This window comes from Streptomyces griseorubiginosus, assembly GCF_036345115.1.
In the GTDB taxonomy this organism is placed as follows: domain Bacteria; phylum Actinomycetota; class Actinomycetes; order Streptomycetales; family Streptomycetaceae; genus Streptomyces; species Streptomyces griseorubiginosus_C.
This window is the reverse complement of sequence record NZ_CP107766.1, coordinates 5727384-5751210: the sequence shown is the minus strand read 5'-3', so window position 1 is coordinate 5751210 and position 23827 is coordinate 5727384. Positions and strand designations below refer to the sequence as shown.

Annotated in this window: 17 protein-coding genes; 11 read left to right on the top strand and 6 right to left on the bottom strand. The window is 71.5% G+C overall.

Annotated features, from left to right (window positions below; genetic code table 11):
• Positions 1–5: 5 nt before the first annotated feature.
• A complete protein-coding gene (locus tag OHN19_RS26085) occupies positions 6–380 on the bottom strand; it encodes a DUF3499 domain-containing protein (protein WP_020137945.1) in 375 nt (124 codons plus the stop codon).
• Between the two features lie 356 nt (positions 381–736).
• On the opposite strand from OHN19_RS26085, the gene OHN19_RS26080 reads away from it, so the two are divergent.
• Complete coding sequence (locus OHN19_RS26080; protein ID WP_330269713.1) at positions 737–1186, top strand: metallopeptidase family protein; 450 nt, start codon at positions 737–739, stop codon at positions 1184–1186.
• 18 nt (positions 1187–1204) lie between these two features.
• Here OHN19_RS26080 and OHN19_RS26075 read toward each other — a convergent pair whose 3' ends face one another.
• From OHN19_RS26075 to OHN19_RS26065, 3 genes are all read right to left on the bottom strand, one after another.
• Positions 1205–2686, bottom strand: coding sequence for a DUF5719 family protein (locus tag OHN19_RS26075; protein ID WP_330266521.1), 1482 nt, complete (start codon positions 2684–2686; stop codon positions 1205–1207).
• Positions 2683–6351: a glycosyltransferase family 2 protein gene (locus OHN19_RS26070; RefSeq protein ID WP_330266520.1), complete on the bottom strand. Its 3669-nt coding sequence runs from the start codon at positions 6349–6351 to the stop codon at positions 2683–2685. The genes OHN19_RS26075 and OHN19_RS26070 overlap by 4 nt, the downstream gene beginning before the upstream one ends.
• Before the next feature lie 183 nt (positions 6352–6534).
• The gene (locus OHN19_RS26065) at positions 6535–6798 is read right to left on the bottom strand and encodes a WhiB family transcriptional regulator (RefSeq protein WP_020137941.1); all 264 of its coding nucleotides are present in this window, start codon (positions 6796–6798) and stop codon (positions 6535–6537) included.
• A 705-nt stretch (positions 6799–7503) separates the two neighbouring features.
• On the opposite strand from OHN19_RS26065, the gene OHN19_RS26060 reads away from it, so the two are divergent.
• From OHN19_RS26060 to OHN19_RS26045, 4 genes are read left to right on the top strand one after another with little or no spacing between them, the layout of a single operon-like run.
• Complete coding sequence (locus tag OHN19_RS26060) at positions 7504–8013, top strand: cysteine dioxygenase family protein (protein ID WP_330266519.1); 510 nt, start codon at positions 7504–7506, stop codon at positions 8011–8013.
• Between the two features lie 34 nt (positions 8014–8047).
• Positions 8048–9007 carry a 2-phospho-L-lactate transferase gene (cofD, locus tag OHN19_RS26055; RefSeq protein WP_330266518.1) on the top strand — a complete coding sequence of 320 codons (960 nt, stop codon included), beginning with the start codon at positions 8048–8050 and terminating at the stop codon, positions 9005–9007.
• A 5-nt stretch (positions 9008–9012) separates the two neighbouring features.
• The gene (locus OHN19_RS26050) at positions 9013–10314 is read left to right on the top strand and encodes a coenzyme F420-0:L-glutamate ligase (protein ID WP_330269712.1); all 1302 of its coding nucleotides are present in this window, start codon (positions 9013–9015) and stop codon (positions 10312–10314) included.
• A 58-nt stretch (positions 10315–10372) separates the two neighbouring features.
• Complete coding sequence (locus tag OHN19_RS26045) at positions 10373–11380, top strand: DNA-3-methyladenine glycosylase 2 family protein (RefSeq protein ID WP_330266517.1); 1008 nt, start codon at positions 10373–10375, stop codon at positions 11378–11380.
• A 167-nt stretch (positions 11381–11547) separates the two neighbouring features.
• Here the strand turns inward: OHN19_RS26045 and OHN19_RS26040 are convergent, their stop codons facing one another.
• Both OHN19_RS26040 and OHN19_RS26035 read right to left on the bottom strand, forming a co-directional pair.
• Entirely contained in the window at positions 11548–12630 is a 1083-nt protein-coding gene (locus OHN19_RS26040; RefSeq protein WP_330266516.1) for an NDP-sugar synthase, read from the bottom strand.
• A gap of 168 nt (positions 12631–12798) precedes the next feature.
• The gene (locus tag OHN19_RS26035; protein ID WP_330266515.1) at positions 12799–14259 is read right to left on the bottom strand and encodes a peptidoglycan recognition protein; all 1461 of its coding nucleotides are present in this window, start codon (positions 14257–14259) and stop codon (positions 12799–12801) included.
• A gap of 129 nt (positions 14260–14388) precedes the next feature.
• Here OHN19_RS26035 and OHN19_RS26030 point away from each other — a divergent pair, with 129 nt between their 5' ends.
• The 6 genes from OHN19_RS26030 (at position 14389) to OHN19_RS26005 (ending at position 23825) form a co-directional block, all read left to right on the top strand.
• Positions 14389–15123: a TIGR03089 family protein gene (locus OHN19_RS26030; RefSeq protein WP_330266514.1), complete on the top strand. Its 735-nt coding sequence runs from the start codon at positions 14389–14391 to the stop codon at positions 15121–15123.
• Between the two features lie 201 nt (positions 15124–15324).
• On the top strand, positions 15325–16509 hold the full coding sequence (locus OHN19_RS26025; protein ID WP_330266513.1) for an LCP family protein: 1185 nt from the start codon (positions 15325–15327) through the stop codon (positions 16507–16509).
• A gap of 153 nt (positions 16510–16662) precedes the next feature.
• Complete coding sequence (locus tag OHN19_RS26020; RefSeq protein ID WP_330266512.1) at positions 16663–18408, top strand: LCP family protein; 1746 nt, start codon at positions 16663–16665, stop codon at positions 18406–18408.
• A 118-nt stretch (positions 18409–18526) separates the two neighbouring features.
• Complete coding sequence (locus OHN19_RS26015; RefSeq protein ID WP_330266511.1) at positions 18527–20131, top strand: LCP family protein; 1605 nt, start codon at positions 18527–18529, stop codon at positions 20129–20131.
• 275 nt (positions 20132–20406) lie between these two features.
• Complete coding sequence (locus OHN19_RS26010) at positions 20407–22131, top strand: LCP family protein (protein ID WP_330266510.1); 1725 nt, start codon at positions 20407–20409, stop codon at positions 22129–22131.
• A gap of 152 nt (positions 22132–22283) precedes the next feature.
• A complete protein-coding gene (locus OHN19_RS26005) occupies positions 22284–23825 on the top strand; it encodes an LCP family protein (protein WP_330269711.1) in 1542 nt (513 codons plus the stop codon).
• The last annotated feature ends 2 nt before the right edge of the window (positions 23826–23827 follow it).

Genomic DNA, 23827 nt, shown 5'->3' with positions numbered 1-23827 from the left:
TAAGGTCAGTTGTCCGGTGAGCGCAGGATCCGCAGATGGCCGCGGCGTGCGACCTCCATCGGGTCGGCCCGGCGGGCGCCGCCACCCGCCTCGGCGGCGCGCTCCTGCGGACGGGCCGCCTCACGCACCGCGTTGGCAAGCGCTTCCAGGTCGTCTCCGCTGGGCCGGGCGGGAGCCGAGCCGTCGAGGAGGCGGACGACCTCCCAGCCGCGCGGGGCGGTGAGGCGCTCGGAGTGCTCGGCGCACAGGTCGTAGCAGTGGGGTTCGGCGTAGGTGGCGAGCGGGCCGAGGACCGCGGTCGAGTCGGCGTAGACGTACGTCAGCGTCGCGACGGCGGGACGGCCGCAAGCGGTGCGCGAACAGCGACGTACAGGGCTCACGACGTTGGACGGTACCGCACTCTTGAGCGGGCCGCGACGACTCTCCCCCAGGTCACTCCACCGTGTCGTGCTGTGAAACGCCCCACACACCACTCCGATCACACCGCGATGACCTGCAAGGACACCCGTTTTCGAGGGGCCGAACACCCCTTGCGGCGGTCACGAGTTGGCACAAACCATGTCAATTGCCTTGATATCGACGGTCTCGGAGAGATACGGAATCGAGCCCAACCTTGGCTTGAATGGTCAACTGCCGACAGGCCGTACGAGACGGCCGTACGTCGTTTCGGACAGTGTCCGGGGTGCCGCGTGGGGGCCGGGCGCGCGCGTGCGGCGAGGATTACCCTTCACCAGTGATGGACAACCCCGTACCGCCCCGCGCCACCGGCCCCGGGCCCCGCCGCCGTGATCGCCACGGACGCGGCATGCGCGGTCCGATCGCCCCGCCGCAGGTGCCGCTCGCCGCCAGTCGCGCCGAGGCCTTCGCGGACCTGGTGCAGGACTCCGTGGAGCGCCTGGAGCGGCGGTGGCCGCAGCTCGCCGAGATCGATTTCCTGGTCCTGGAGGTGCCCCGGCTGGACGGGCCCGGGCAGGCCTGGAACGACGAGGCGGTCCCGCTCGGCGGGACGATCCCCGCGCGCGAGGGGCGTCCCGCGCGCGTGGTCGTCTACCGGCGGCCGGTGGAGATCCGCACCAAGGGACGCGACGAGCGGGCGGCGCTGGTCCACGAGGTGGTCGTGGAGCAGGTGGCCGAGCTGCTCGGGCTCACTCCGGAGACGGTCGACCCCCGGTACGGCGAGGACTGACCCGCGCCCTTCGGCGGATCACTTCTGGAGCACCGACAGGTCCTCGTCCGCCTCCGGTACGGCCACCATGCCCCGGTCGTCCGGGAGGGTCTGGATCGTGAAGCCCGGGACCCCGTCCTCCGTCGCCGCCAGGGTGCGGGCGCCGTAGACCGGGCCTCCCGAGACGTGCTCCACCGTGAGGGCGTAGGTGCCCTTGAGGCCGGTCGGGGTGGGGGCCTCGACGTCCTGTGTGGTGCCCGCCTTGATCGTGAACGTCTTCGAGACGGCCTCGCCGCCCCCGCTGCCCGCCGACGCCGTGACCTTGACCGTGGCGGTCCGGGTGGGCGCGGTCAGGGAGAGCGTGCTGCCCTTGGCGCTGTTGTCGGCGACCGTCGCGCGCGTGCCGACCGGACGCGTGGCCGGGATGAACGCCGTCTCCTGGTCGTCGCCCTTGCCGCGGACGACCCGCACGGCGGCGACCACCGGCACGGAGGCGTCGGTGGGGGTCAGGACCAGCGAACCGGCCTCCCCGCGCGTGACGTCACCGAGATCGACGGCCGTCGTCATGCCGCCCTTCACGTGCAGTGTCTCGTTGCCGGCCGGGGTGATCAGGCCGGACGGCGAGGCGAGCTGCACCTTCAGGTCAGCGTCGGAGTCGCTCGGTGTGAAGGCGACCAGGCGCACGGCGGTGGCGTCCTTCGGGATGCCCGGCACCACGAGGCTGCCGGACGGGTCGGTGGACGCGGCCAGCCAGTCACCGCCGAGCTTGTCGTCCAGGGCCTGCACGGCCGCGCCCACCCGCCCGCTGCGGACGTTCACATGGACGGTGAGGTCCTCCTGCTTCTCCTCGGTGAGCGTGGAGAGCAGGATCGGGTCGCTGGAGTGCGGCGCGACGGTGATGCCCTCGCCCAGCGTGGAGTCCAGGGCGCCGTCCTTGCCGTAGAGCTCGATGTCGACGACGGCGGCGGAGTCGTCAGGGTTGGTCAGGTGCACGTAGTCGGTGCGGTCGGCGGCGGTGCTGGCGCCCGGGAACCAGAACTCGGTGTCGGGGGCGGAGCAGTTGACGCCCTGGAGTCCGCGTCCGGCGCCCGCGGCGACCTCGGTGGTCTCCTGGACGGTCCAGCCGGGCGCGAACTTCCCCTCGGCGGTGCCGACCAGTGCGGGCGCGTCCCCGCCGGAGGTATCCCCGGTGACGGGTGTGCCGGGCTCCTTGGGCGTGAGGACCGGCTTGGCGGCCTTCTTCTTGCCCTTGCTCTTGCCGTCCGACTCCTCGGTGGCCGCCTTGAGTTCGGCCTGGCCGCCGCTGCCCGTGTCCTTGGTGACGGGCGTGAACGACGTGTACGCCGTCTCCGCGACCTCGGAGGTGCTGGGCGCCGGGCAGAGCAGGCTGGTGCGCTCCACGGGCAGCTCGGCGGCCGTCCTGGCGGTCTCGGCGGCCTTGGGGGAGCTGAGTGTGGCGAACCCGGTGACGGCGGCGAGGGCGACGGTGCCGGCGAGGAGGGACAGGGTGGTGCGGTTCACTGCTGACTCCCGTCGGGGCGCTCACTGCCGGGGGCACCCGGGTGCTGCTGTGCCGGGTCGTACGCGGGGTCGTAGCCCTGCTCGTACTGCTGGTCGTACTGGCCGCCGTACGTCTGGTCGTACGACGTCTGCTGGGGCTGCCCGCCGTAGGCGTACGGGTCGTACTGGCCGCCCTGGTACGGGTCCGCCTGGTACGGCTGCTGGTCGTAGCCGCCCGCCGGGTACTGCTGGGCGGTGCCCTGGTACTGGTCGCCGGCGTAGGTGTCGTACTCGGCGTTGGCGTAGCTCGGGGCGTCCCAGTCGCCGTAGGACTGCTGCTGCGGGACGGCGGCCGGGGCCTCCTGCGGGGGCGGCGGGAAGTCCTCGGTGCCGGGGGCCTCCTCGGCATCGGCCTCGGCCTGGGCGCGCAGCCGGCGGGCGCGGCGGCCCTCTCCCGCCACCGGCTGGGCGGGGACCGACGGCTCCTCGGGGAGGTCGTCGTCGACGTCGCGGCGGCGGCCGGGCAGGGCCATGACCACGAGGACGACGGCGAGTGCGCCCTGGATCCACAGCCACAGGGTGTGGGTGAAGGGGTCGTCGAAGGTGACGTCCAGTCGGCCGCCGGCGGCGGGGAGTTCGAAGCCCTGGGCCCAGCCGTCGACGGTGGTGCGGGTGAGCGGCTTGCCGTCCAGGGTGGCCGTCCAGCCCTCGGCGGCGGTGTCGGCGAGGCGCAGGATCCGGCCGTCGGTGCCGGACGGGATCGTGGTGTGGATGTCGACCGGGCCCGCGGCCACCGGCTGTGCGGTGCCCGAGCCGGACTTGGCGACGATGGTCGCGCGCGCGACTTCCTGGTCGACCCGCCACAGACCGCTGCCGTCCTGCTGGCTGAGCCGGGTCAGACCCGGTGTGGCGTCCAGGACGCGCGTGACCTCGCGGGGCGCGCCCTTGTGGACGAGGACGTAGCGCACGGCGAAGCCGCCGAGCTGGTCGGCCTGGTCGGCGCCGGAGCCGGCGACCAGGTTGGCGACGACCTTGTCCAGCGCGCTGTTCTCGCCGTCGGCCGCGGCGAGTTCGCCGTCGCCGAGGCGGGCGCCGGAGCCGCGCACCAGCATGTAGCCGACGTGGGCGGCGGAGTCGCTGTCGAGGACGAGGGTGCGGGCCTGGTCGCGGGTGCCGCTCTCCTCGGCGACGAACGCGGGCACCTGGGTGGGGTCGCGGCGCTCCAGCGGTCCGTCGGCGCCTCCGAGCATCCAGCCGGCGGCGACGAGCAGGGGGCCCGCGGCGGAGGCGAAGGCGATGAGCGCGGCGACGGGCTGGCGCCAGCCGAAGCTCTGCTCGGCCACGCGCGAGCGTGCCCCGTCGGCGCCGAGCACGGCGGCGGCCAGCAGGGCGAGGCCGTAGACGAGGGTCGCGGGGCCGGCCCAGGTCGAGTCGTTGGACAGGACCGCGAAGACCAGGCCGACCAGGGCCACCGCCCAGGCCGTCCAGATGCCGAACTGCCGCTCGGAGCGCAGCAGGGCGGCGAGGGCGGCCAGCACGATGCCGATGAGCATCAGCCCGTCGACGGTGCCGGGGCCGCCGGGGCTCGCTCCGAGCAGGTCGAGGGCGGAGGCGGCCGAGGAGCCGTACTCCAGGCCCGCCTGCTGGAAGAAGCCGAACGGGAGCAGCGTCAGCGACCAGGGCGCGAGGACCAGCAGGGGCACGCCGAACTGGGCGAGGAAGCGCAGGCCGTAGGCGGTGATGTCGGTGCGGCGCACGGCCAGCAGACCGAGGCCGAGGATCAGCGCGATCGGCCAGATGATCGGGGTGAAGGCGGTGGTGATGGTGAGCAGCAGTGCGAAGGCCCAGGTGGCGCGCCAACTGCCGCGCGCGCCCGTGCTGTTCGTCAGGCCGCCGGCCGCGACGCCCGCGCGAGCGAGGAGCGGCAGCAGGACGGCGAGGACGGAGGTGCCGACGCGGCCGCCGGCGAGGGCGCCGGTGGCGGCGGGCAGGAAGGCGTAGACGACGGCCGCCCACGCGCGCAGGAGGCGGGACTCGACGAGCGGGCGGGAGGCGAAGTACGCCGTGAACCCGGCCAGCGGCACCGAGCAGACCAGCAGGACCGTCAGCGCGAGGCCGGTCGAGCCGAACAGGACGGAGGACAGTGCGGCGATGACCGCCAGGTACGGCGGCGCGGACGGGGTGCCGCCGGCGCCCACCGCGTGCCACGCGTCCGTGAAGCGCGACCACAGCTCGCTCGCGTCGGCCGGCGCGGGCAGCAGGGCGCCGCCCGCGAGCGCGCCGCCCCCCAGGAGGTTGCGGCAGGCGACCAGGGCGACCAGCAGCAGCCCGAGGAAGAGCATCGGGCCGGGGTTGCGGGCGATGCGCTTGAGTCGGGCGAACTGCTCGATCTCCAGGAAGTCCGCGTCGTCGCCACCGGGTCCGGACTCGATGCCGCCGCCGTGCCGGCCCGCCGTGGAGGTCTCGGCGTCGGAGCCCCCGAAGAGGTTGCCCGCGAACTGTTCCACGGTGGCCCGCACGGTCGCGCCGGGTGGCGGGAACAGCGGTCTGAGCTCGTCCTTGTCGACGGCCGGCTTGCCGCGCCTGCCGCGCCCGGCGATGATCCGCTCGGGCCGCAGCAGGGTGCCGAGCAGGCCCCGGATCTCGTCGACGGCCTGTCCGGGGACCTTGCCGACGAGGTAGGCGACGGTCCGCAGCAGGGTGCCCAGGACCAGACGCACCAGCACCCAGGGCAGCGCGGCCGTACGCGTGTTGACGAGCAGGGTGTAGACGGCGCCGGCCTTGTCGACCTTGTGCGGGGAGGCGGTGGTGCGGCCCGCGCAGTCGACGGTACGGCGCTCGCGGGAGGCCGCCTCGGCATGGCGTACGACGGCCTCGGGGGCGATGAGGACGCGGTGGCCGGCGGCCTGGGCGCGCCAGCACAGGTCGACGTCGTCCCGCATGAGGGGCAGGTGCCGGTCGAAGCCGCCGAGCTGTTCGTACAGGTCGCGGCGGATGAGCATGCCGGCGGTGGACACCGACAGCACGGACCGGACGTGGTCGTGCTGTCCCTGGTCCTGTTCGCGGCGGTCAAGGCCGGTCCAGCGGCGGCCGGAGTGGGCGATGGAGACGCCGACCTCCAGGAGCTGCCGCTTGTCGTACCAGCCGCGGAGCTTGGGGCCCACGACGGCGACGTCGTCCCGGCCGAGCTCCAGTTCGTTCTCCACGACGCGCAGCAGCTGGGCCAGGGCGTCGGGTTCGGGGGCGCAGTCGTCGTGCAGCAGCCACAGCCACTGGACCGGTTCGCCGTGCGGCAGTTCCGGCAGGTCGTAGGTGTCGTCGCGCCAGGTGCGCGTGACCGGGTCCCAGCCGCTGGGCCGCTTCAGGTACGGCAGCTCGTCCGGGGTGAGGACCGGGGCGGTGCGGTTGGCCTCCTCGACGGCCTGGCCGAAGCCGGTGCGCCGGGCGAGGTGCAGGACCCGGTCGGCGCCGAGGGCGTCGGTGACCAGCTGGGCGGAGTCGTCGGCGCTGCCGGTGTCGGCGGCCAGGGCGAACTGCACGGGACGCTCCTGGCCGAGCAGCCCGGCGAGCGCGTCGGGCAGCCAGCGGGCGCCGTCGTGGGAGACGATCACCGCGGTCACCACATGACGCGGGAACTCAGGAGTGGCAGCGTGGTCGTGGGCTGCCGTGTGGCTGTGCACGGACATCGAGGTACGGGCCCCGGTTCGGTGGACTGCGGTGGACGCCTGTGCCCTGAGGGGGCGGCGAGGCGTCTCGGACGAGCGCCCACACTATCGGCTGGGCAGGACGGCGGCCCGCCGCCTGTGGGTAACCCACGTGCGACGGGCCGTTCGGTTGCGTGCGAAAAGTCCTGCGACGCCTGTCTCGTGTCAGACGGCGGCCTTCTTCAGCCTGCGGCGTTCGCGTTCGGACAGGCCGCCCCAGATGCCGAAGCGCTCGTCGTTGGCGAGGGCGTACTCGAGGCACTCGGAGCGGACCTCGCAGGAGAGGCAGACCTTCTTGGCCTCGCGGGTGGAGCCGCCCTTCTCCGGGAAGAAGGACTCGGGGTCGGTCTGGGCGCACAGCGCGCGCTCCTGCCAGCCGAGTTCCTCGTCCGCGTCGTCGACCAGCAGTTGCTGCACCGTCTCGGTCATGTGCGCCCCTCGTCTGTCTTTCGCGTCCCCGTGTGACGGCCGTTACCGATATCGGCTGAACGACACGAGTGAAATTACAAGTGTGCTGCTCCGGGCGAGTCAAGCCGAGATCTGCTATTGGGCCCCTTATTCACTCTGCGGAACCAAGGCCTTGCGGAAAGTGTTCAAATCGGCATAAACCTTGACAAGCAACTGAGGCCCGGGAGGGCTGCCGAGCCTCGCCAGGCCTTTGGGGCCTGTACGGGGAAGGACGCCCATCAGTTCGATCCCGTTCCGTACGCGCGCATGGAAGTCTCGGGGAGATCACGGCCCGCGCGCCCGGTTGAGCGCCATGTGTCCCGGTAGGCGCATGAACAAACCTTTCACCACGGAGATGGACCGGATGAGGTGAAACATGTCCCACATACCGGGTGTCGAGTTGACAGTGGAGGTGTGAGCCGCTGTCCTTGGGGGCATGCTCGCGAACTTGGCACTCACCTCGACCCGCTCCGCCGGGTCCCTCGGTGCTGCCCACGCTCGCTGTAGCTGTTGTTGCTGTTCCGACTGTTGAGCCCAACGCGCTCCGGTTGCTCCTGAGTCCACCGTGACTCGGCTGCTAGTGCCCCGCCCGCACCAGGGCATTCCTGTCTCCCCGTGATCCGGGCGGGACGGTACGCGACACCCAGCCAGCCCCCCACTTCTTCCGCCGAGGAACCACCGCACCCCATGAACAGCGACAACGACCTCCAGATCGCCGGCGACCTCCTCGAGGTCCCGCATCTCCTGCAGGCCCCGCGTGAGCACCCGGCCACCGTCGCCGAGTTCGCCGGCCTGGCCCGCGCCATCGCCGAGGACCGCTCCCAGTGGGCTCACCTCGTCCAGTACGACGCCACCAGCCGCTGGTACCACCGGCTGCGCACCGGCCCCGGCTACGAGGTGTGGCTGCTGTCCTGGGTGCCTGGACAGGGCAGCGGCCTGCACGACCACGGCGGCTCCTCCGGTGTCCTCACCGTCCTGGAGGGCGCGCTGACGGAGCGGACCGAGCGGGGCACGCGCGCGCTGGGGGCGGGGGCGCAGCGGGTGTTCGCGCCGGGGTACGTGCACGAGGTCGTCAACGACGCGCTGGAGCCGGCGGTGAGCCTGCACGTGTACTACCCCGGCCTGACCGAGATGCCGATGCACACGGCCTGCACCGCCCGCGAGACCTACGACGAGGTGGACGTCGTGACCGCGTGACGCGATGTCGTACCCGCCTGCGAGACTTGCTTCCATGCGAATCGTGGTTCTGGCAGGCGGCATCGGCGGTGCCCGTTTCCTGCGTGGTCTGAAGCAGGCCGCGCCGGACGCGGACATCACGGTCATCGGCAACACCGGGGACGACATCCATCTCTTCGGGCTGAAGGTCTGCCCGGACCTCGACACGGTGATGTACACGCTCGGCGGCGGCATCAACGAGGAGCAGGGCTGGGGGCGGGCCGAGGAGACCTTCCACCTCAAGGAGGAGCTCGCGGCCTACGGCGTCGGACCCGAGTGGTTCGGGCTCGGGGACCGGGACTTCGCCACCCACATCGTGCGCACGCAGATGATCGGCGCTGGCTATCCGCTGAGCGCGGTCACCGAGGCGCTGTGCGACCGGTGGAAGCCGGGGGTGCGGCTGATCCCGATGACCGACGACCGGGTCGAGACCCATGTGGCGGTCGAGGTGGACGGCGAGCGCAAGGCCGTGCACTTCCAGGAGTACTGGGTGCGGCTGCGGGCCTCCGTGCCCGCCCACGCGGTCGTGCCGGTCGGCGCGGAGCAGGCCAAGCCGGCTCCGGGGGTCCTGGAGGCGATCGCGGAGGCGGACGTCGTGCTGTTCCCGCCGTCCAACCCGGTGGTCTCCGTCGGCACCATCCTCGCCGTGCCCGGGATCCGCGAGGCGATCGCCGAGGCCGGGGTGCCGGTCGTGGGCCTGTCCCCCATCGTCGGGGACGCGCCCGTGCGGGGCATGGCCGACAAGGTCCTCGCGGCGGTGGGCGTCGAGTCCACGGCCGCGGCGGTCGCCGAGCACTACGGATCGGGGCTGCTTGACGGCTGGCTCGTCGACACCGTGGACGCGGGCGCGGTCGGGCGGATCGAGTCGGCCGGCATCCGCTGCCGTGCCGTACCGCTGATGATGACGGACCTCGACGCGACCGCGCGGATGGCCCGGGAGGCGCTGGAGCTGGCGGAGGAGGTGCGCGGAGCTTGAGCGAGATGTCTGCCGACGGCTACCGCGTCTGGGCCGTTGCCGGTCTTCCCGAGGTGCAGCGGGGGGACGATCTGGCCAAGATGATCGCGGCCGCCGAGCCGGGGCTGGCGGACGGGGACGTTCTTCTCGTCACGTCAAAGGTCGTGTCCAAGGCGGAGGGACGGGTCGTCGAGGCCGTCGACCGGGAGGCCGCGATCGACGCCGAGACCGTGCGGGTCGTGGCGCGGCGCGGGGCGCTGAGGATCGTGGAGAACCGGCAGGGGCTGGTGATGGCCGCCGCCGGAGTCGACGCCTCCAACACCCCCGCCGGGACCGTGCTGTTGCTGCCCGAGGACCCGGACGCGTCCGCCCGGGCGATCCGGGACGGGCTGCGGGACGCCCTCGGGGTCGACGTCGGGGTCGTCGTCACCGACACCTTCGGGCGGCCCTGGCGCGCCGGGCTCACCGATGTCGCGATCGGGGCGGCCGGAGTGCGGGTGCTGGACGATCTGCGGGGCGGGACGGACGCGTACGGCAATCCGCTGAGCGCGACCGTCGTGGCGACGGCCGACGAACTGGCCGCCGCCGGTGATCTCGTCAAGGGCAAGGCCGCCGGGCTGCCCGTCGCCGTGGTGCGCGGGCTGGCGCACGTGGTGGCCGGGGAGCACGGGGAGGGGGCGCGGGCCATGGTGCGCCACGCGCGCGACGACATGTTCCGGCTGGGGACCTCCGAGGCGGTACGGGAGGCGGTGGCCCAGCGTCGTACCGTACGGGCCTTCACCGACGAGCCCGTCGATGCCGGGGCCGTGCGGCGGGCGGTGGCGCTCGCGGTCACCGCACCCGCGCCGCACCACACCACGCCGTGGCGGTTCGTGCTGCTGGAGTCCGCAGAGTCCCGGACCCGTCTCCTCGACGCCATGCGGGACGCCTGGATCGCCGATCTGCGGCGGGACGGGAAGTCGGAGGAGTCCATCGCGAAGCGGGTGCGACGCGGGGACGTGCTGCGCAACGCGCCGTATCTCGTCGTGCCGTGCCTGGTGATGGACGGGTCGCACACGTACGGCGACGGGCGGCGGGACGGGGCCGAGCGGGAGATGTTCGTCGTCGCCGCGGGTGCCGGGGTGCAGAACTTCCTCGTCGCGCTGGCCGGGGAGCGGCTGGGGTCGGCGTGGGTGTCGTCCACGATGTTCTGCCGGGAGGTCGTGCGGGAGGTGCTGGGGCTGCCGGAGGACTGGGATCCGATGGGGGCCGTGGCGGTGGGGCATCCGGCGGAGGAACCGCGGCCCCGGCCGGAGCGGGATGCGGGGAGCTTCATCGAGGTGCGGTGAGATGCGTCTAGTGTCGTAGGGCTGCTCCCCGTTCCTCTCGTACCTCAGGACTTCATCCGTGGCAGGACGCTTCGCTCCCAGGCCCACGCGTACGACCGTGCGCGGCGGGGAGGTCGTCGTGCCCGCCGCGCGGCGGGAGGCGGCTCGGGTCGAGGCCGGGCTGGTGCGGAACTGGAAGCCGGAGTGGCCCGTCGATCTCGGGCTGGTGCTCGGGGCGCTCCGGCGGGGGCCCGCGGACCCCACCTTCCGGGCGATGCCGGACGGGTCGGTGTGGCGGGCCAGTCTCACGCCGGTGGGGCCGGGGACGCTGCGGGTCAGTGTGTACGGCGGTGTGGTGCGCGGGGAGGCGTGGGGGCCGGGGGCCGAGTGGCTGCTCGCGCAGTTGCCCGAGATGCTCGGGGCCGCGGACGACCCTTCCGCCTTCGTGCCCCGGCACCGGGTCGTGGCGCACTCCTGGCATCGGCGCCCCGGGCTGCGGCTGACGCGGACCGGGCTGGTGCTGGAGTCGTTGATCCCGTCGGTGCTGGAGCAGAAGGTCACGACCGACGAGGCGTATCGGGCGTGGCGGTTGCTGGTGCGGAAGTTCGGGGAGCCGGCGCCGGGGCCCGCGGCGGGTGGGCGGCTGTGGGTGATGCCGGCGCCTCGGACCTGGGCGCTGATCCCGTCGTGGGAGTGGCATCGGGCCGGGGTCGACAACAAGCGGGCGTCGACGATCCTGCGGTGTGTGCGGGTCGCTGCGCGGCTGGAGGAGGCGGTGTCGATGGCGCCGGCTGCCGCGCAGGCTCGGCTGGAGGTGGTGCCGGGGGTGGGGCCCTGGACTTCGGCGGAAGTGGTGCAGCGGAGTCATGGGGCGGCGGATGCGGTGACCGTGGGGGATCTGCATCTGCCGGGGATCGTGGGGTTCGCGCTCGCGGGGGACCGGGATGCGGATGACTCCGTGATGCTGTCGTTGCTGGAGCCTTATGCGGGGCAGCGGCATCGGGCCGCTCGGTTGATCTTGTTGAGTGGGCGTACGCCGGGGCGGCGGGCGCCGCGGATGACTCGGGGGGACATCGGGCGGTTGTGACCGGTGGGGTGCCGGGGGGATTTTTCGCCCCCGCCGCCCCTACCCGTCCCATCCTCCAGGGGCGCTGCCCCTTCGACCCCGTTCCCAGGGGGCTCCGCCCCCTGGACCCCCGCTCCTCAAACGCCGGAGGGGCTGGAATCAGTAACCGCCGGACAATGCGGACAGGCCTACTGGTCCGACGAGAAGCGGACCGCTCCCGCCGGGATTCTGGCGTCGCACCAGATCCTCATGCCGTCCAGGAGTTCGTTGTCCGCGCCGACTATCGCGCCGTCGCCGATGACCGTGCCGGTGAGGACGGAGCGTTCGCCCACGCGGGCCCTCGTGCCGATCAGGGAGTCGGTGATGATCGCGCCCGGTTCGATGACCGCGCCCGGGAGGATCGTCGAGCCGGAGACCCGGGCGCCCTCCGCGACGTACGCGCCCTCGCCCACCACCGTGCCGCCCGTCAGCTTCGCGTCGGGGGCGACCCTGGCCGTGGGGAGGACCAGGCGGTCGCCGCAGCGGCCGGGGACCGCGGGCGAGGGGGCACGGCCGAGGACCAGGTCGGCCGAGCCGCGCACGAAGGCGGCGGGGGTGCCGAGGTCCAGCCAGTACGTCGAGTCGACCATGCCCTGGAGATGGGCTCCGGCCGACAGGAGTTCGGGGAAGGTCTCGCGTTCGACGGAGACCGGGCGGCCCTGCGGGATCGTGTCGATGAGGGAGCGGCGGAAGACGTACGCCCCCGCGTTGATCTGGTCGGTGACGATCTCCTCGGGGGTCTGGGGCTTCTCCAGGAAGGCCAGGACCCGGCCGGTCGCGTCGGTGGGGACCAGGCCGTAGGCCCTCGGGTCCGTGACCTTGGTGAGGTGGAGGGAGACGTCGGCGCCCGTGGTCTCGTGGGTGCGGACCAGGGCCCTGATGTCCAGGCCGGTCAGGATGTCGCCGTTGAAGACCAGGACCGGGTCGTCGGGGGCGGAGTGCAGCCGTGCGGCCACGTTGCGGATCGCGCCGCCCGTGCCGAGGGGCTCGTCCTCGGTGACGTACTCGAGGTGCAGGCCCAAGGACGAGCCGTCGCCGAAGTGCGGTTCGAAGACCTCCGCGAGATAGCTCGTCGCGAGGACTATGTGGTCGACGCCCGCCGCTCTCGCTCTGGCCAGCTGGTGCGTGAGGAAGGGGACCCCGGCCGCCCGGACCATGGGCTTCGGCGTGTGGACCGTGAGGGGCCGCAGCCTCGTGCCCTTGCCGCCGACCAGGAGGATCGCTTCTGTCACCTGTTGTCTCCGCTTCCTGCCGGGACCGGCCCGAACTGTCATTCGACCGGCAAGTGTATGCAGACCGATGTGCGGTGCCTTCGGCGGCTGTGCGGTGTTACGCGCCGGCCCCCGACAGCGGTGAAACGGTGGTGCGGCCCTCGGCTCTCGGCGGGTCCCCCGCGATCGTCAACGGCCCTGGAGACGCGCCGCTGTCGTGCGGGTGGAGCCGAGCTTGCCGTAGAGCTTCCGGCCGGGGCACTCCGTGGCGAAGCCGTCCCGGTGACCGGAGATCACGTTCAGTCGTACCTTCTTGCCCTTCGGGTAGAGGTTGCCACCGCCCGACTTCAGAGTGGTCTTGCCCTTCGGGTTCGCGCCGTGGAGACCGAGCTTCCACGCGGTCAGCCGTGCGACGGCCTGCACCACGGCGGCGGGTGGCTTGGTCGAGCCGTAGCTGCCGAGGACGGCGATCCCCACGCTGTTGGTGTTGAAACCGAGGGTGTGGGCGCCGAGGACCGGCTTCGCCACGCCACCGGCCCGGCCCTCGTAGATGTTTCCGCACTTGTCGACGAGGAAGTTGTAGCCGATGTCGCGCCAGCCCATGCTCTTGACGTGGTAGCGGTAGATACCGCGAATGAGCGAGGGTGCCTGCGCACAGCGGTACCCGTTGCCGGACGCCGTGTGGTGCACGAAGGCCGCCTTGACCTTCTTCGTGTAGACGAACGTCCGCTCGCGCAGCGTCTCGTCGGCGCCCCAGCCGCGCCGGGTCACGATGCGCGGGCGTGGTCCGATGTACGGCTTCGCCCGCTGCTGCTTCGTCAACTCCCCGGCGCGCAGGGCGAACAGCTCCTGCTCGGTCCGGGCGCGGTCCAGCGCGGGGATCTCGGCCGCACCGGGGGCGGCGAGGCCGGCGTTGGCGGCGTCGGTGTCCGCCTCCAGCGTGGCGAGGTCGGCGACCGGGTCGGCGGTGGGGGCGGAGCGGAGGGCGGCGGCCGGGCGGGCACCGGCGGGGGCGGAGCGGCGGACGGCGGCCGGCTGCGCGGCGGGGGCGGCTTCCCGGGTACCGGGGGCCGGCGCGCTCTCCCCCGGGTCCACGAGTTCGAGTCGCAGGCCCGTCGGGAGGGGGGCGCTCGCCGTCGCCGTACGGGAGCCGCGGGCCGTGTCCTCGGTCCTGCGGTCGACCTCGGCCCGGACGCGCACCTCCACGCCGTCCGAGTCGCCCACCCACAGGGGTGCGGTGGCGCCGTGGACGCGGCCGGAGGTGCGCTCGGCGGTGCCGGGGTCGGCGGCGTCGTCGTTGTGGGTCTCCAGGTCCTGCCAGCCGGACCAGGTGTCGGTGCCGACGGCGCGGGTGCGGACCTGGACGCTGCCGTGCAGCACGGTGTCCGGGTCGTCCCAGATGACGCCGACGAGGGAGAAGTGCCGTACGTCCCGGCGGGGCAGGCCCTGTTCGGCGGCCGCGGGGGCCAGGGTGCGGTCGCGGGAGGCGAGGGGCGCGAGGGGCAGCGACTGGGTGCTGCCGAGCGCTTCGGCGGCACCCCTCAGTTCCGCGGCCGGCACCGGTCTCGCCGCGGCGGCGGGCGAGGTGAGGGGCAGGGCGAGGGCGGCCGCACAGGTGACGCCGATCGAGGAAGCAAGAAGTCCGCGCATGCTCCCGATCCTGGACATAGTCATATAAATCTGTCCATCCGGGAACTGACGGACCGTCGGGTGCCGTTGCGCCGAACCGGTGGCCCCGCGCGAGGGCTTCAGGCCGTGCGCCCGCGTACGCTTCTGCGGGTGAACGCCACTGATCGCACCCCTGCCGACCTGCTGCGTTCCGCGCTCGCCGCGGATCCCGGACGCCCCTTGGTGACCTTCTACGACGACGCCACGGGTGAACGCGTCGAATTGTCCGTGGCCACCTTCGCCAATTGGGTGGCCAAGACCTCGAACCTCCTCCAGGGGGACCTCGCCGCCGCGCCCGGTGACCGGGTGGTGCTGCTGCTGCCCGCGCACTGGCAGACGGCGGTGTGGTTGCTGGCGTGTGCGTCGGTGGGGGTGGTCGCGGACGTGGGCGGGGACCCCGCCTCGGCCGACGTCGTGGTGAGCGGACCGGATTCCCTGGAGACGGCACGGGCCTGTTCCGGGGAGCGGGTGGCGCTCGCGCTGCGGCCGCTGGGCGGGCGGTTCCCGCAGCCGCCGGAGGGATTCGTCGACTACGCCGTGGAGGTGCCGGGCCAGGGGGACCGGTTCGTGCCGTTCGCTCCGGTGGATCCCGACGAGCCCGCGCTGGTGGTGGCCGGGCGGGAGTTCAGCGGGGCGGAGGTCGTGGAGCGGGCTCGGGCCGAGGGCACGGGGGATCGCGTGCTGTCGGGGGTGCCGTACGACACGTGGGACGGGGTGTGCGCGGGGTTGTACGGACCGCTCGCCAATGGGGGGTCCGTGGTGTTGTGCCGGCATCTGGAGCAACTGGGTGAGGAGGCCCTCGCCAAGCGGATCGAGGATGAGCGGGTGACTGTTGTGCGCCGCTGACAGGGGGTGGTCGCGTCCGGTTGGCGGGTGCGGGTTGCGTGTGGCTGGTCGCGCCCACGCGGCGGAGCCGCAGATCGATACAGCCCCGCGCCCCTAGGTGGGTGCAGTCACCCGGATGGATTAGTTCCGGGCCACCCCCGCACCCCGTTCACGCCATGGTCGTAGGGACAGATCCCTACGCCATGAGGGGTGGGCCGACTCGTGACCGACAGTGCTCGTGCCCTCGGGCCCGGTCTCGGTGCTTCGGCCCTCGGTGAAGGGCTCGTACGGCGGCGTCGGCGGCGCTGGCTGCGTGGGGCCGGGGTCGGTGCCGGCGCGGTCGTCCTCGGTGCCGCCGGGGCCGGATGGGCCCTCTACGCCAAGCTCGACGGGAACATCACGCCCGATGACGCGGCCGCCGCCGAGCTCGCCCGGTACGAGAAGGAGCGGCCGACCTCGCTGGTGAAGGGCGCGCTGAACATCCTGCTGATCGGGTCGGACTCGCGGGCGGGGGACGGCAACGCGCGCTACGGGCGGGACTCGGGGACCGAGCGGTCGGACACCACGATCCTGTTGCACCTGGCCGCCGGGCGGCACACCGCGACCGCCGTGTCGCTGCCGCGGGACCTGATGGTGGACGTGCCGGCCTGCCGGGGACCCGACGGGACCCGCAGCGAGCCCGTGTTCACGATGTTCAACCACGCCTTCCAGAGGGGCGGTTCGGCCTGCACGATCCGAACCGTCGAGAAACTCACGGACATTCGCGTGGATCACCACATGGTCGTCGACTTCCACGGCTTCAAGGACATGGTCGACGCCGTCGACGGGGTGACGGTCTGCCTCGCCGAACCGATCGACGACAAGGCCGCCGAGCTGCGGCTTCCGGCGGGACGGGTGACGCTGAACGGCGAGGAGGCGCTCGGCTACGTGCGGGCCCGCAAGTCCCTCGGCGACGGCAGCGACACCGAGCGGATGGACCGGCAGCAACGCTTTCTCGGGGCGCTGGTCCACAAGGTGCAGAGCAATGACGTACTGCTGAATCCGGTGAAGCTCTATCCCGTGCTGGACGCGGCGACTTCCTCCCTCACCACCGACCCGGACCTGGCGAGCCTGCGCGGGCTGTACGAACTCGTGCGCGGGCTCCGGGACATCCCCACCGGGCGGGTGCAATTCCTGACCGTGCCGAGGGAGTCGTACGTCCACGACGCCAATCGCGATCAACTCGCCGAACCCGAGGCCCGGCGCCTTTTCGAACGGTTGCGCAAGGATGCGCCGGTGAAGGTGACGGAGAAAGCCCCGAAGGTTTCAGAACATTCTCCTGACGAAGAACCCTATGAAGATTCTGAGAACGGCCGCGGGGTACCCGCCTTCCGCGGCTACACGGCGGCCCAGGACGGTTGCGGGTAAAGCATTTCCCAAGGCGGCGAAGCGGTGTCCGAGCAAATGGGCGGATTGCCCGGTTGTAGGGGCGTGGAATTCGTCACCGCCGTAACCTGTCGGCGAATCGGACGGCTAGGGTGAGCGCTCCGGTGCATCCGGCCGACGGAGGATTCAGCAACCGTGGACGCACAAGGCCGTGGGCGGGCGGGCGACATCGACCCCGCCGACCAGTGGGTACTCAACCCGCACACCGGTGAATACGAACTGCGACTGACCCCTTCCGCACCGCAGTCGGGTGTTCCCGGTCCCCGTAGATCCACTCCCGCCCCGAGCAGGTCGGGCGCGCCCGCCGGGCGTACGACCGCTCCCGTGGCGCCGGGCCGTGACGTTCCGCCGCCGCGCAGGCGGCGGGGCGCGCCGCCCGAGGAGCCGCTGCCGGGTCGGCGGGGGCGTCGGCCGGTCAAGAAGAAGTCGACGGCCAAGAAGGCGGTGCTGTGGACCGGCGGCACCATGGCCTTCGTGCTGATCGCGGCGGCGGGTGGCGGCTACCTCTACATCCGGCACCTGAACGGCAACATCACGTCCGTCTCCGACGACGGCGCGAGCACCGGCGGCTTCCAGTCGGACAAGGCCATCAACATCCTGCTGATCGGCACCGACAAGCGCACCGGCGCGGGCAACGAGAGCTACGGCGACAAGAACAGCGTCGGGCACGCGGACACCACGATCCTGCTCCACGTCTCCAAGGACCGGACGAACGCGACCGCGCTGAGCATCCCGCGCGACCTGATCGTGAACGTGCCGGACTGTCCGACCACGCAGGACGACGGTTCCAGCAAGGTCATCCCGGGCAGCGAGAACGTCCGCTTCAACACCAGCCTCGGGCAGGACGGCCGTACGCCCAGCTGCACGGTGCGGACGGTGACCGAGCTCACCGGGATCCAGGCCGACAACTTCATGGTGGCGGACTTCAACGCGGTCAAGACGCTGACCACGGCGGTCGGCGGGGTCGAGATCTGCCTGGCCAAGGACATCGACGACAAGGACTCCAAGCTCAAGCTGTCCAAGGGCAAGCACACCATCTCCGGTGAGGACGCCCTCGCGTTCGTGCGCACCCGGCACTCGGTCGGCTTCGGCGGCGACCTGAGCCGGATCGGGCTCCAGCAGCAGTTCCTGAGCGCGCTGATGCGCAAGCTGAAGTCGAACGACACGCTCACCAGCCCCACGAAGATGCTGAAGCTGGCGGAGGCGGGCACCAAGGCGCTGACCGTCGACTCGCAGCTCGACAGCATCTCCAAGCTGAAGGACCTCGGTCTGGAGCTCGGCAAGCTGAACGTGAAGAACCTGACCTTCACCACCGTGCCGGTCGTCGACAACCCGACGGAGAAAGTGAAGGCGACGGTCGTCCTCAACGACGCGACCGCGCCCACGGTGTTCGACATGATCAAGAACGACGTGTCGTTCACGGAGGTCAAGAAGAAGGCGAGCGCGTCCAAGAGCGCCGAGGCGGCGGAGGACGCGGCCCGGCTCAAGGGCACCAAGTCGGCCGCGTCCGAGGTGCGGGTGCGGATCCTCAACGGCGGTGCGGCGGCGGGCAGCGCGCAGGCCGAGCTGGAGTACCTCCAGAACGAGGAAGGCGTACTGAAGTCGGAGAACGCGGGCAACGCGGGCACGTCGCTGGCGAAGACGACCCTGGAGTACGCCCCCGACCAGGCCGACCAGGCGCGCCGGCTCGCGGACATCCTGGGTCTGTCCGGGGCCCAGCTGAAGCCCGGCAAGAGCGTCACCAACTCCCAGGGCCTGCCGACGATGACCCTGACCCTGGGCAAGGACTTCAAGGGCGCGGGGGTGTCCTTCACCACGGCGACGAAGGCCCCCGAGGGGGTGCAGCAGTCCACGGCCGACAAGGTCGAGTGCGCCAAGTGAGGGCCGGCCGGGGGTTGTTCACCGGCTCTCCTGTGACCTGAGGGACCTGTCGTGCGTCTAACCAGTCGTACGGCAGGTCTTTTCGTTCGTTCGGTGTGTGAGGGTGGGGAGACAGGGGATGGCGCACAGCAGTGTTCAGGGGGAGGGGACCCGGCCCGAGGTCCGGCCGGCCAAGGGGGCGGCGGGCCCGGAGAGACCGGGGCGGCGCGGACGGCGGCGCGGCAGGCGCAAGCACCGGGTGCTGCGCTGGTCGGCGACCACGCTCGCGGTGCTGATACTCGGCACGGCCGGCGCCGGATACCTCTACTACCAGCATCTCAACGGCAACATCCGCAAGGGCGAGCGCAGCAGCGGCGACTCCAAGGCGCGCAAGACCGAGGCCAACGCGGCCGGTCAGACCCCGCTGAACATCCTGCTGATCGGCTCGGACAGCCGTAACTCCGACGAGAACGTCAAGCTCGGCGGCAGCAGGGACAACCGGGGCGAGCCGCCGCGGGGCGACGTGCAGATGCTCATCCACCTGTCCGCGGACCGCAAGAGCGCCGCGATGGTGAGCATCCCGCGGGACACCCGGGTCGACATCCCCGAATGCACGGACCCGGACACCGGGAAGACGTACCCGGCGACCAACGACATCATCAACATCTCGCTGGCCCGTGGCGGCGCCGGCTGCACGCTGGCCACCTGGCAGAACCTCACCGGGGTCTACATCGACCACTGGATGACGATCGACTTCGCCGGTGTGGTGCGGATGGCGGACGCCATCGGCGGCGTCGACGTGTGCGTCCGGCAGAACGTGTGGGACCGCCCGACGGCCGCGGTGCCCGGTGGTTCCGGCCTGAAGATGAAGGCCGGCACGCACAAGGTCGAGGGCGAGCAGGCCCTGCAGTGGCTGCGCACCCGGCACGCCTGGGGCAGCGACCTGATGCGGGCCAAGGCCCAGCACATGTACCTGAACTCGATGATGCGGACGCTGACGAAGCAGAACGTCTTCACCGACACCCCGCGCCTGATGGACCTGGCCGAGGCGGCGACGAAGTCCCTCAAGGTGTCCGAGGAGATCGGCACCGTGAAGAAGCTCTACGACCTGGGCACGCAGCTCAGGTCGGTGCCGACGGACCGCATCACCTCCGTGACGATGCCCAACGTCGTGGACCCGCTGAACACCAACCATGTCGTACCGGACACCAGGAACGCCGACAAGCTCTGGGAGATGCTCCGCGACGACGTGCCGCTCGACGACAAGGGCAAGGCGTCCGACGCGAAGAAGACCGCCAGGGCCCAGGCCACCAAGGCCCCTTCGGCACCGGACGACCGGATCGGTGTCCTCGTGCAGAACGCGACGGCGACCGCCACGCTCGGCCCGGTGAGCGGACGCGCGGGCGTGCTCGCCCAGGAACTCGTGGAGAAAGGTTTCACGCAGGCGTCGAAGGACGCGACGGCGGGACTCTCCGAGGAACGGACCGTCGTGCGCTACCCGAGCGCCGATCTCCAGGGCGACGCCCAGCGCGTCGCCAAGTCCCTCGGTATTCCGCTGAGTTCGGTGAAGAAGTCGACCGACGTGTCCGGGGTCACCGTCGTCGTGGGCTCCGACTGGCGTACCGGGAACGCCTATCCGAAGCAGACCGAGCCCAAGGCCGGGCAACTGCCGGCCAACTCGGACGCCATCAACGGCTCGGACACCACACAGTGCATGCCCGTGTACGGGGTCTACCAGTGGTAGTCGAACGGCGGGGGCCGTCCGTACGTACTCCTTGGGCAGGAACAACTCGCACACCAGGACGGTGGACTCCCTTCCAGGGAAATGGGGTGGATTGACCGGTTGTAGGCCCGTGGGATCCGTCACGGCTTCGCTCGACGCCCGACCGGGCGGATAGTGTGAGCGATCCAGTGATCCCCGGCCATGAGACCTGTCCTGGGATCGAGCACTGTGTCGACCGAACCGTGCGCCTTCCGGGGGAAGGTGACGTGTGGCCCTGACGGAGGATTCGGACCAACGTGGACGCGCAAGGCCATGGGCGGGCGAACGACGTCGATCCCGCAGACCAGTGGGTACTCAATCCGAACACCGGCGAATACGAACTGCGACTGGCTCCTTCCGCTCCGCAGTCGGCCGTCCCCGGACCCCGTAGGGCCGCCCCCACGAGGAACGACGCCCCCGGCGGCCGTACGACCGCACCCGTGGCCCCCGGCCGCGACGTCCCGCCGCCGCGCAGACGGCGGGACGCCCCCGCGGAGCCGCTGCCGGGCCGGCGCGGACGCCGGCCGGTCAAGAAGAAGTCGAACGCGAAAAAGGCCCTGCTGTGGACCGGCGGCACCATGGCGTTCGTCCTGGTCGCCGGTGCCACGACGGGCTACTTCTATCTGAAGCACCTCGAGGGCAACGTCGGCACCACGGACGTCGGCGACGCGGCCGCGAGCAGCTTCAGCAAGGACGAGGCCTTCGACATCCTCATCATCGGCACCGACAAGCGCACCGGTGAGGGCAACGAGGGCTACGGCGACAAGGGCAGCGTCGGCCACGCCGACACCAACATCCTGCTGCACGTCGCCAAGGACCGTTCGAACGCGACCGCGCTCAGCATCCCGCGTGACCTGATCGTCGACATCCCGGACTGCAAGACCAAGCAGGAGGACGGCTCCGAGACGGTCGTCCCGGGCCAGGACGGCGTCCGCTTCAACCGGAGCCTCGGTGAGAGCGGCCGGGACGCCGGCTGCACGATGCGTACGGTCGAGGCGGCCACCGGGATCAAGCCCGAGCACTTCGTGATGGCCGACTTCAACGCGGTCAAGACCCTCACGACGGCCGTGGACGGGGTCAAGGTCTGCGTGGAGAAGGCCGTCGACGACAAGCAGTCGAAGCTGGTGCTGCCCGCGGGCGAGTCGACGGTGGAGGGCGAGCAGGCCCTCGCCTTCGTGCGCACCCGGCACGCCTTCGGCAACCAGGGCGACCTGGACCGGATCAAGGTGCAGCAGCAGTTCCTCGGCTCGCTGATGCGCAAGATGACCTCCGGCGACACCCTCACCAGCCCGACCAAGCTGCTGAAGCTGGCGGAGGCCGCGACCGAGGCACTCACCGTGGACAAGGCGATCGGCAAGGTCGGCACGCTCAAGGACATCGCCCTGGAGCTGAAGAAGGTGCCGACGAAGAACATCAGCTTCATGACGATCCCGGTGGTCGACAACCCGGCCGAGACGGTCAAGGCGACGGTGGTCGTCAACCGGTCGAAGGCTCCCGCGATCTTCGACGCGATCAAGAACGACGTGTCGTTCACCGAGGTCAAGGCCCAGGAGAAGAAGGAGAAGGCGGAGGTCGCCGCCCGGCTCAAGGGCACGAAGTCGGCCGCCTCCGACGTACGGGTCAGCATCCTCAACGGCGGTGCGCCGGCGGGCAGCGCGCAGCAGCAGCTCGCCTACCTCCAGACCGAGGCGGGCGTGACCAAGTCCGACAACGCGGGCAACGCCGAGACGGCCCTCGCGAGGACGACCCTGGAGTACGACCCCGACCAGGCCGACCAGGCCCGCCGCCTCGCGGACATCATGGGTCTGTCCGGCTCGGCGCTGAAGCCCGGCAAGAGCGTCACCAACGCCCAGGGCCTGCCGGCCATGACGCTCACACTGGGCAAGGACTTCAAGGGCGCGGGAGTGAAGCTGAGCTCCGCCACGGCCGCCCCGGCGGTCGAGGGCAAGTCCACCGCCGACAAGGTGCAGTGCGCCAGCTGAGGCCACCGAGGTCCCGCACAGGTTCGCAACAGGTTCGTAGGGCAACCTCACGGGCCCGTCGTATGTCTAAGACGTGCGGCGGGCCCGCGGTGTGCTGTGCGGGTCCGGTGGGGTGGGTGGGGAGGACAGGAACGTTGACAACGCAATACAGCGTGCAGGAAGCGGTACCGGCCACCGAGGTCGAGGGCGGAGGGGGCAGCAGGCGGGCGCCGCGCAAGCACCGGGTGCTCCGATGGTCCGCGACGACGCTCGCGGTGCTGATACTCGCGGTGGCCGGGACCGGCTACGTCTACTACCGGCACCTGAACGCCAACATCGAGCAGGACGACCTGAACCTCGGGGACAACAAGGTCGCCGAACCGACGCCGAACGCCGCCGGACAGACCCCGCTGAACATCCTGGTCATCGGCTCCGACGCGCGGGACAACGAGGAGAACCAGAAGCTCGGCGGCGCCCGGGAGACCTTCGGCGCCACCCCGCTCGCCGATGTGCAGATGCTGCTGCACCTGTCCGCCGACCGCAGCAACATGTCGGTCGTCAGCATGCCCCGCGACACCCTCGTGAAGATCCCCAAGTGCACCGACCCGGACGACGGCAAGGTGTACGCGGCGAGCGACGGCCGGGCGATGACCAACCAGAGCCTCGGCCACGGCGGCCCCGGCTGCACGGTGGCCACCTGGCAGGAGCTCACCGGCATCCACATCGACCACTTCATGATGGTGGACTTCGCGGGCGTGGTGTCCATGGCGGACGCCATCGGCGGGGTCCCGGTCTGCGTGGACGCCAACATCCTCTCCCGGGACAGCCAGGGCCACGGCTCCGGACTGAAGCTGGAGGAGGGCACGCACCCCGTCAAGGGCGTGCAGGCGCTCCAGTGGCTGCGCACCCGCTACGGCTTCGAGGACGGCAGCGACCTCGCCCGCGCCAAGGCCCAGCACATGTACATGAACTCGATGGTCCGCGAGCTGCGTGAGAACGCGACCCTGAGCAGCCCCAACAAGCTGCGCAAGCTCGCCGAGAAGGCCACCGAGGCGATCACGGTCGACCCGGACCTGGGCAGCGTCAAGGCGCTCTACGACCTCAGCAACGAGCTGCGGAAGGTGGAGCCGTCCCGCATCACCATGACGACCATGCCGAACCGGTACGTCGGCGCGCGCGTGGAGCCCACCGAGGACGCCGAGCAGCTCTTCCGGCTGGTGCGCGAGGACATCGCGCTGGACGGCAAGGACGCGAAGAAGGCGACCGCCCAGAAGGCGCAGGAGTCCTCCGACGACCCGGCCGCGGCGAAGGACGAGATCGGGATCCTGGTCCAGAACGGCACCCGCACCGACACCCTGGCCGCGGCGAGCGGACGCGCGAGCACGGTGGCCGGACTGCTCACCGACAAGGGCTACACCAAGGCCGTCTCCGACCGGTCGTCGTCACTGAGCGAGGCGAAGACGCTGGTGCGCTACCCGAGCGCCGAGCTGGAGGGCGACGCCCAGGCGGTCGCCAAGTCCTTGGGAATCCCGGTGAGTTCGGTGAAGAAGTCCACCGACGTCTCCGGGGTCACGCTCGTCGTGGGCGCCGACTGGCGCGAGGGTACGACGTACAAGGCGCCCAAGCAGGACGACACCACCCCGAAGACGGCTGAGGCCCTCAACGGGGCGGACGACTCGGCCTGCATGCACGTGAACCCGGGGTTCACCTGGTGAGG

Bases quoted from the DNA above. Each gene is read 5' to 3' on its own strand.
- OHN19_RS26080 (WP_330269713.1), top strand. From the start codon at position 737: ATGGACAACCCCGTACCGCCCCGCGCCACCGGCCCCGGGCCCCGCCGC.
- OHN19_RS26070 (WP_330266520.1), bottom strand. From the start codon at position 6,351: ATGTCCGTGCACAGCCACACGGCAGCCCACGACCACGCTGCCACTCCT.
- OHN19_RS26065 (WP_020137941.1), bottom strand. From the start codon at position 6,798: ATGACCGAGACGGTGCAGCAACTGCTGGTCGACGACGCGGACGAGGAA.
- OHN19_RS26060 (WP_330266519.1), top strand. From the start codon at position 7,504: ATGAACAGCGACAACGACCTCCAGATCGCCGGCGACCTCCTCGAGGTC.
- cofD (WP_330266518.1), top strand. From the start codon at position 8,048: ATGCGAATCGTGGTTCTGGCAGGCGGCATCGGCGGTGCCCGTTTCCTG.
- OHN19_RS26050 (WP_330269712.1), top strand. From the start codon at position 9,013: ATGTCTGCCGACGGCTACCGCGTCTGGGCCGTTGCCGGTCTTCCCGAG.
- OHN19_RS26035 (WP_330266515.1), bottom strand. From the start codon at position 14,259: ATGCGCGGACTTCTTGCTTCCTCGATCGGCGTCACCTGTGCGGCCGCC.
- OHN19_RS26015 (WP_330266511.1), top strand. From the start codon at position 18,527: ATGGCGCACAGCAGTGTTCAGGGGGAGGGGACCCGGCCCGAGGTCCGG.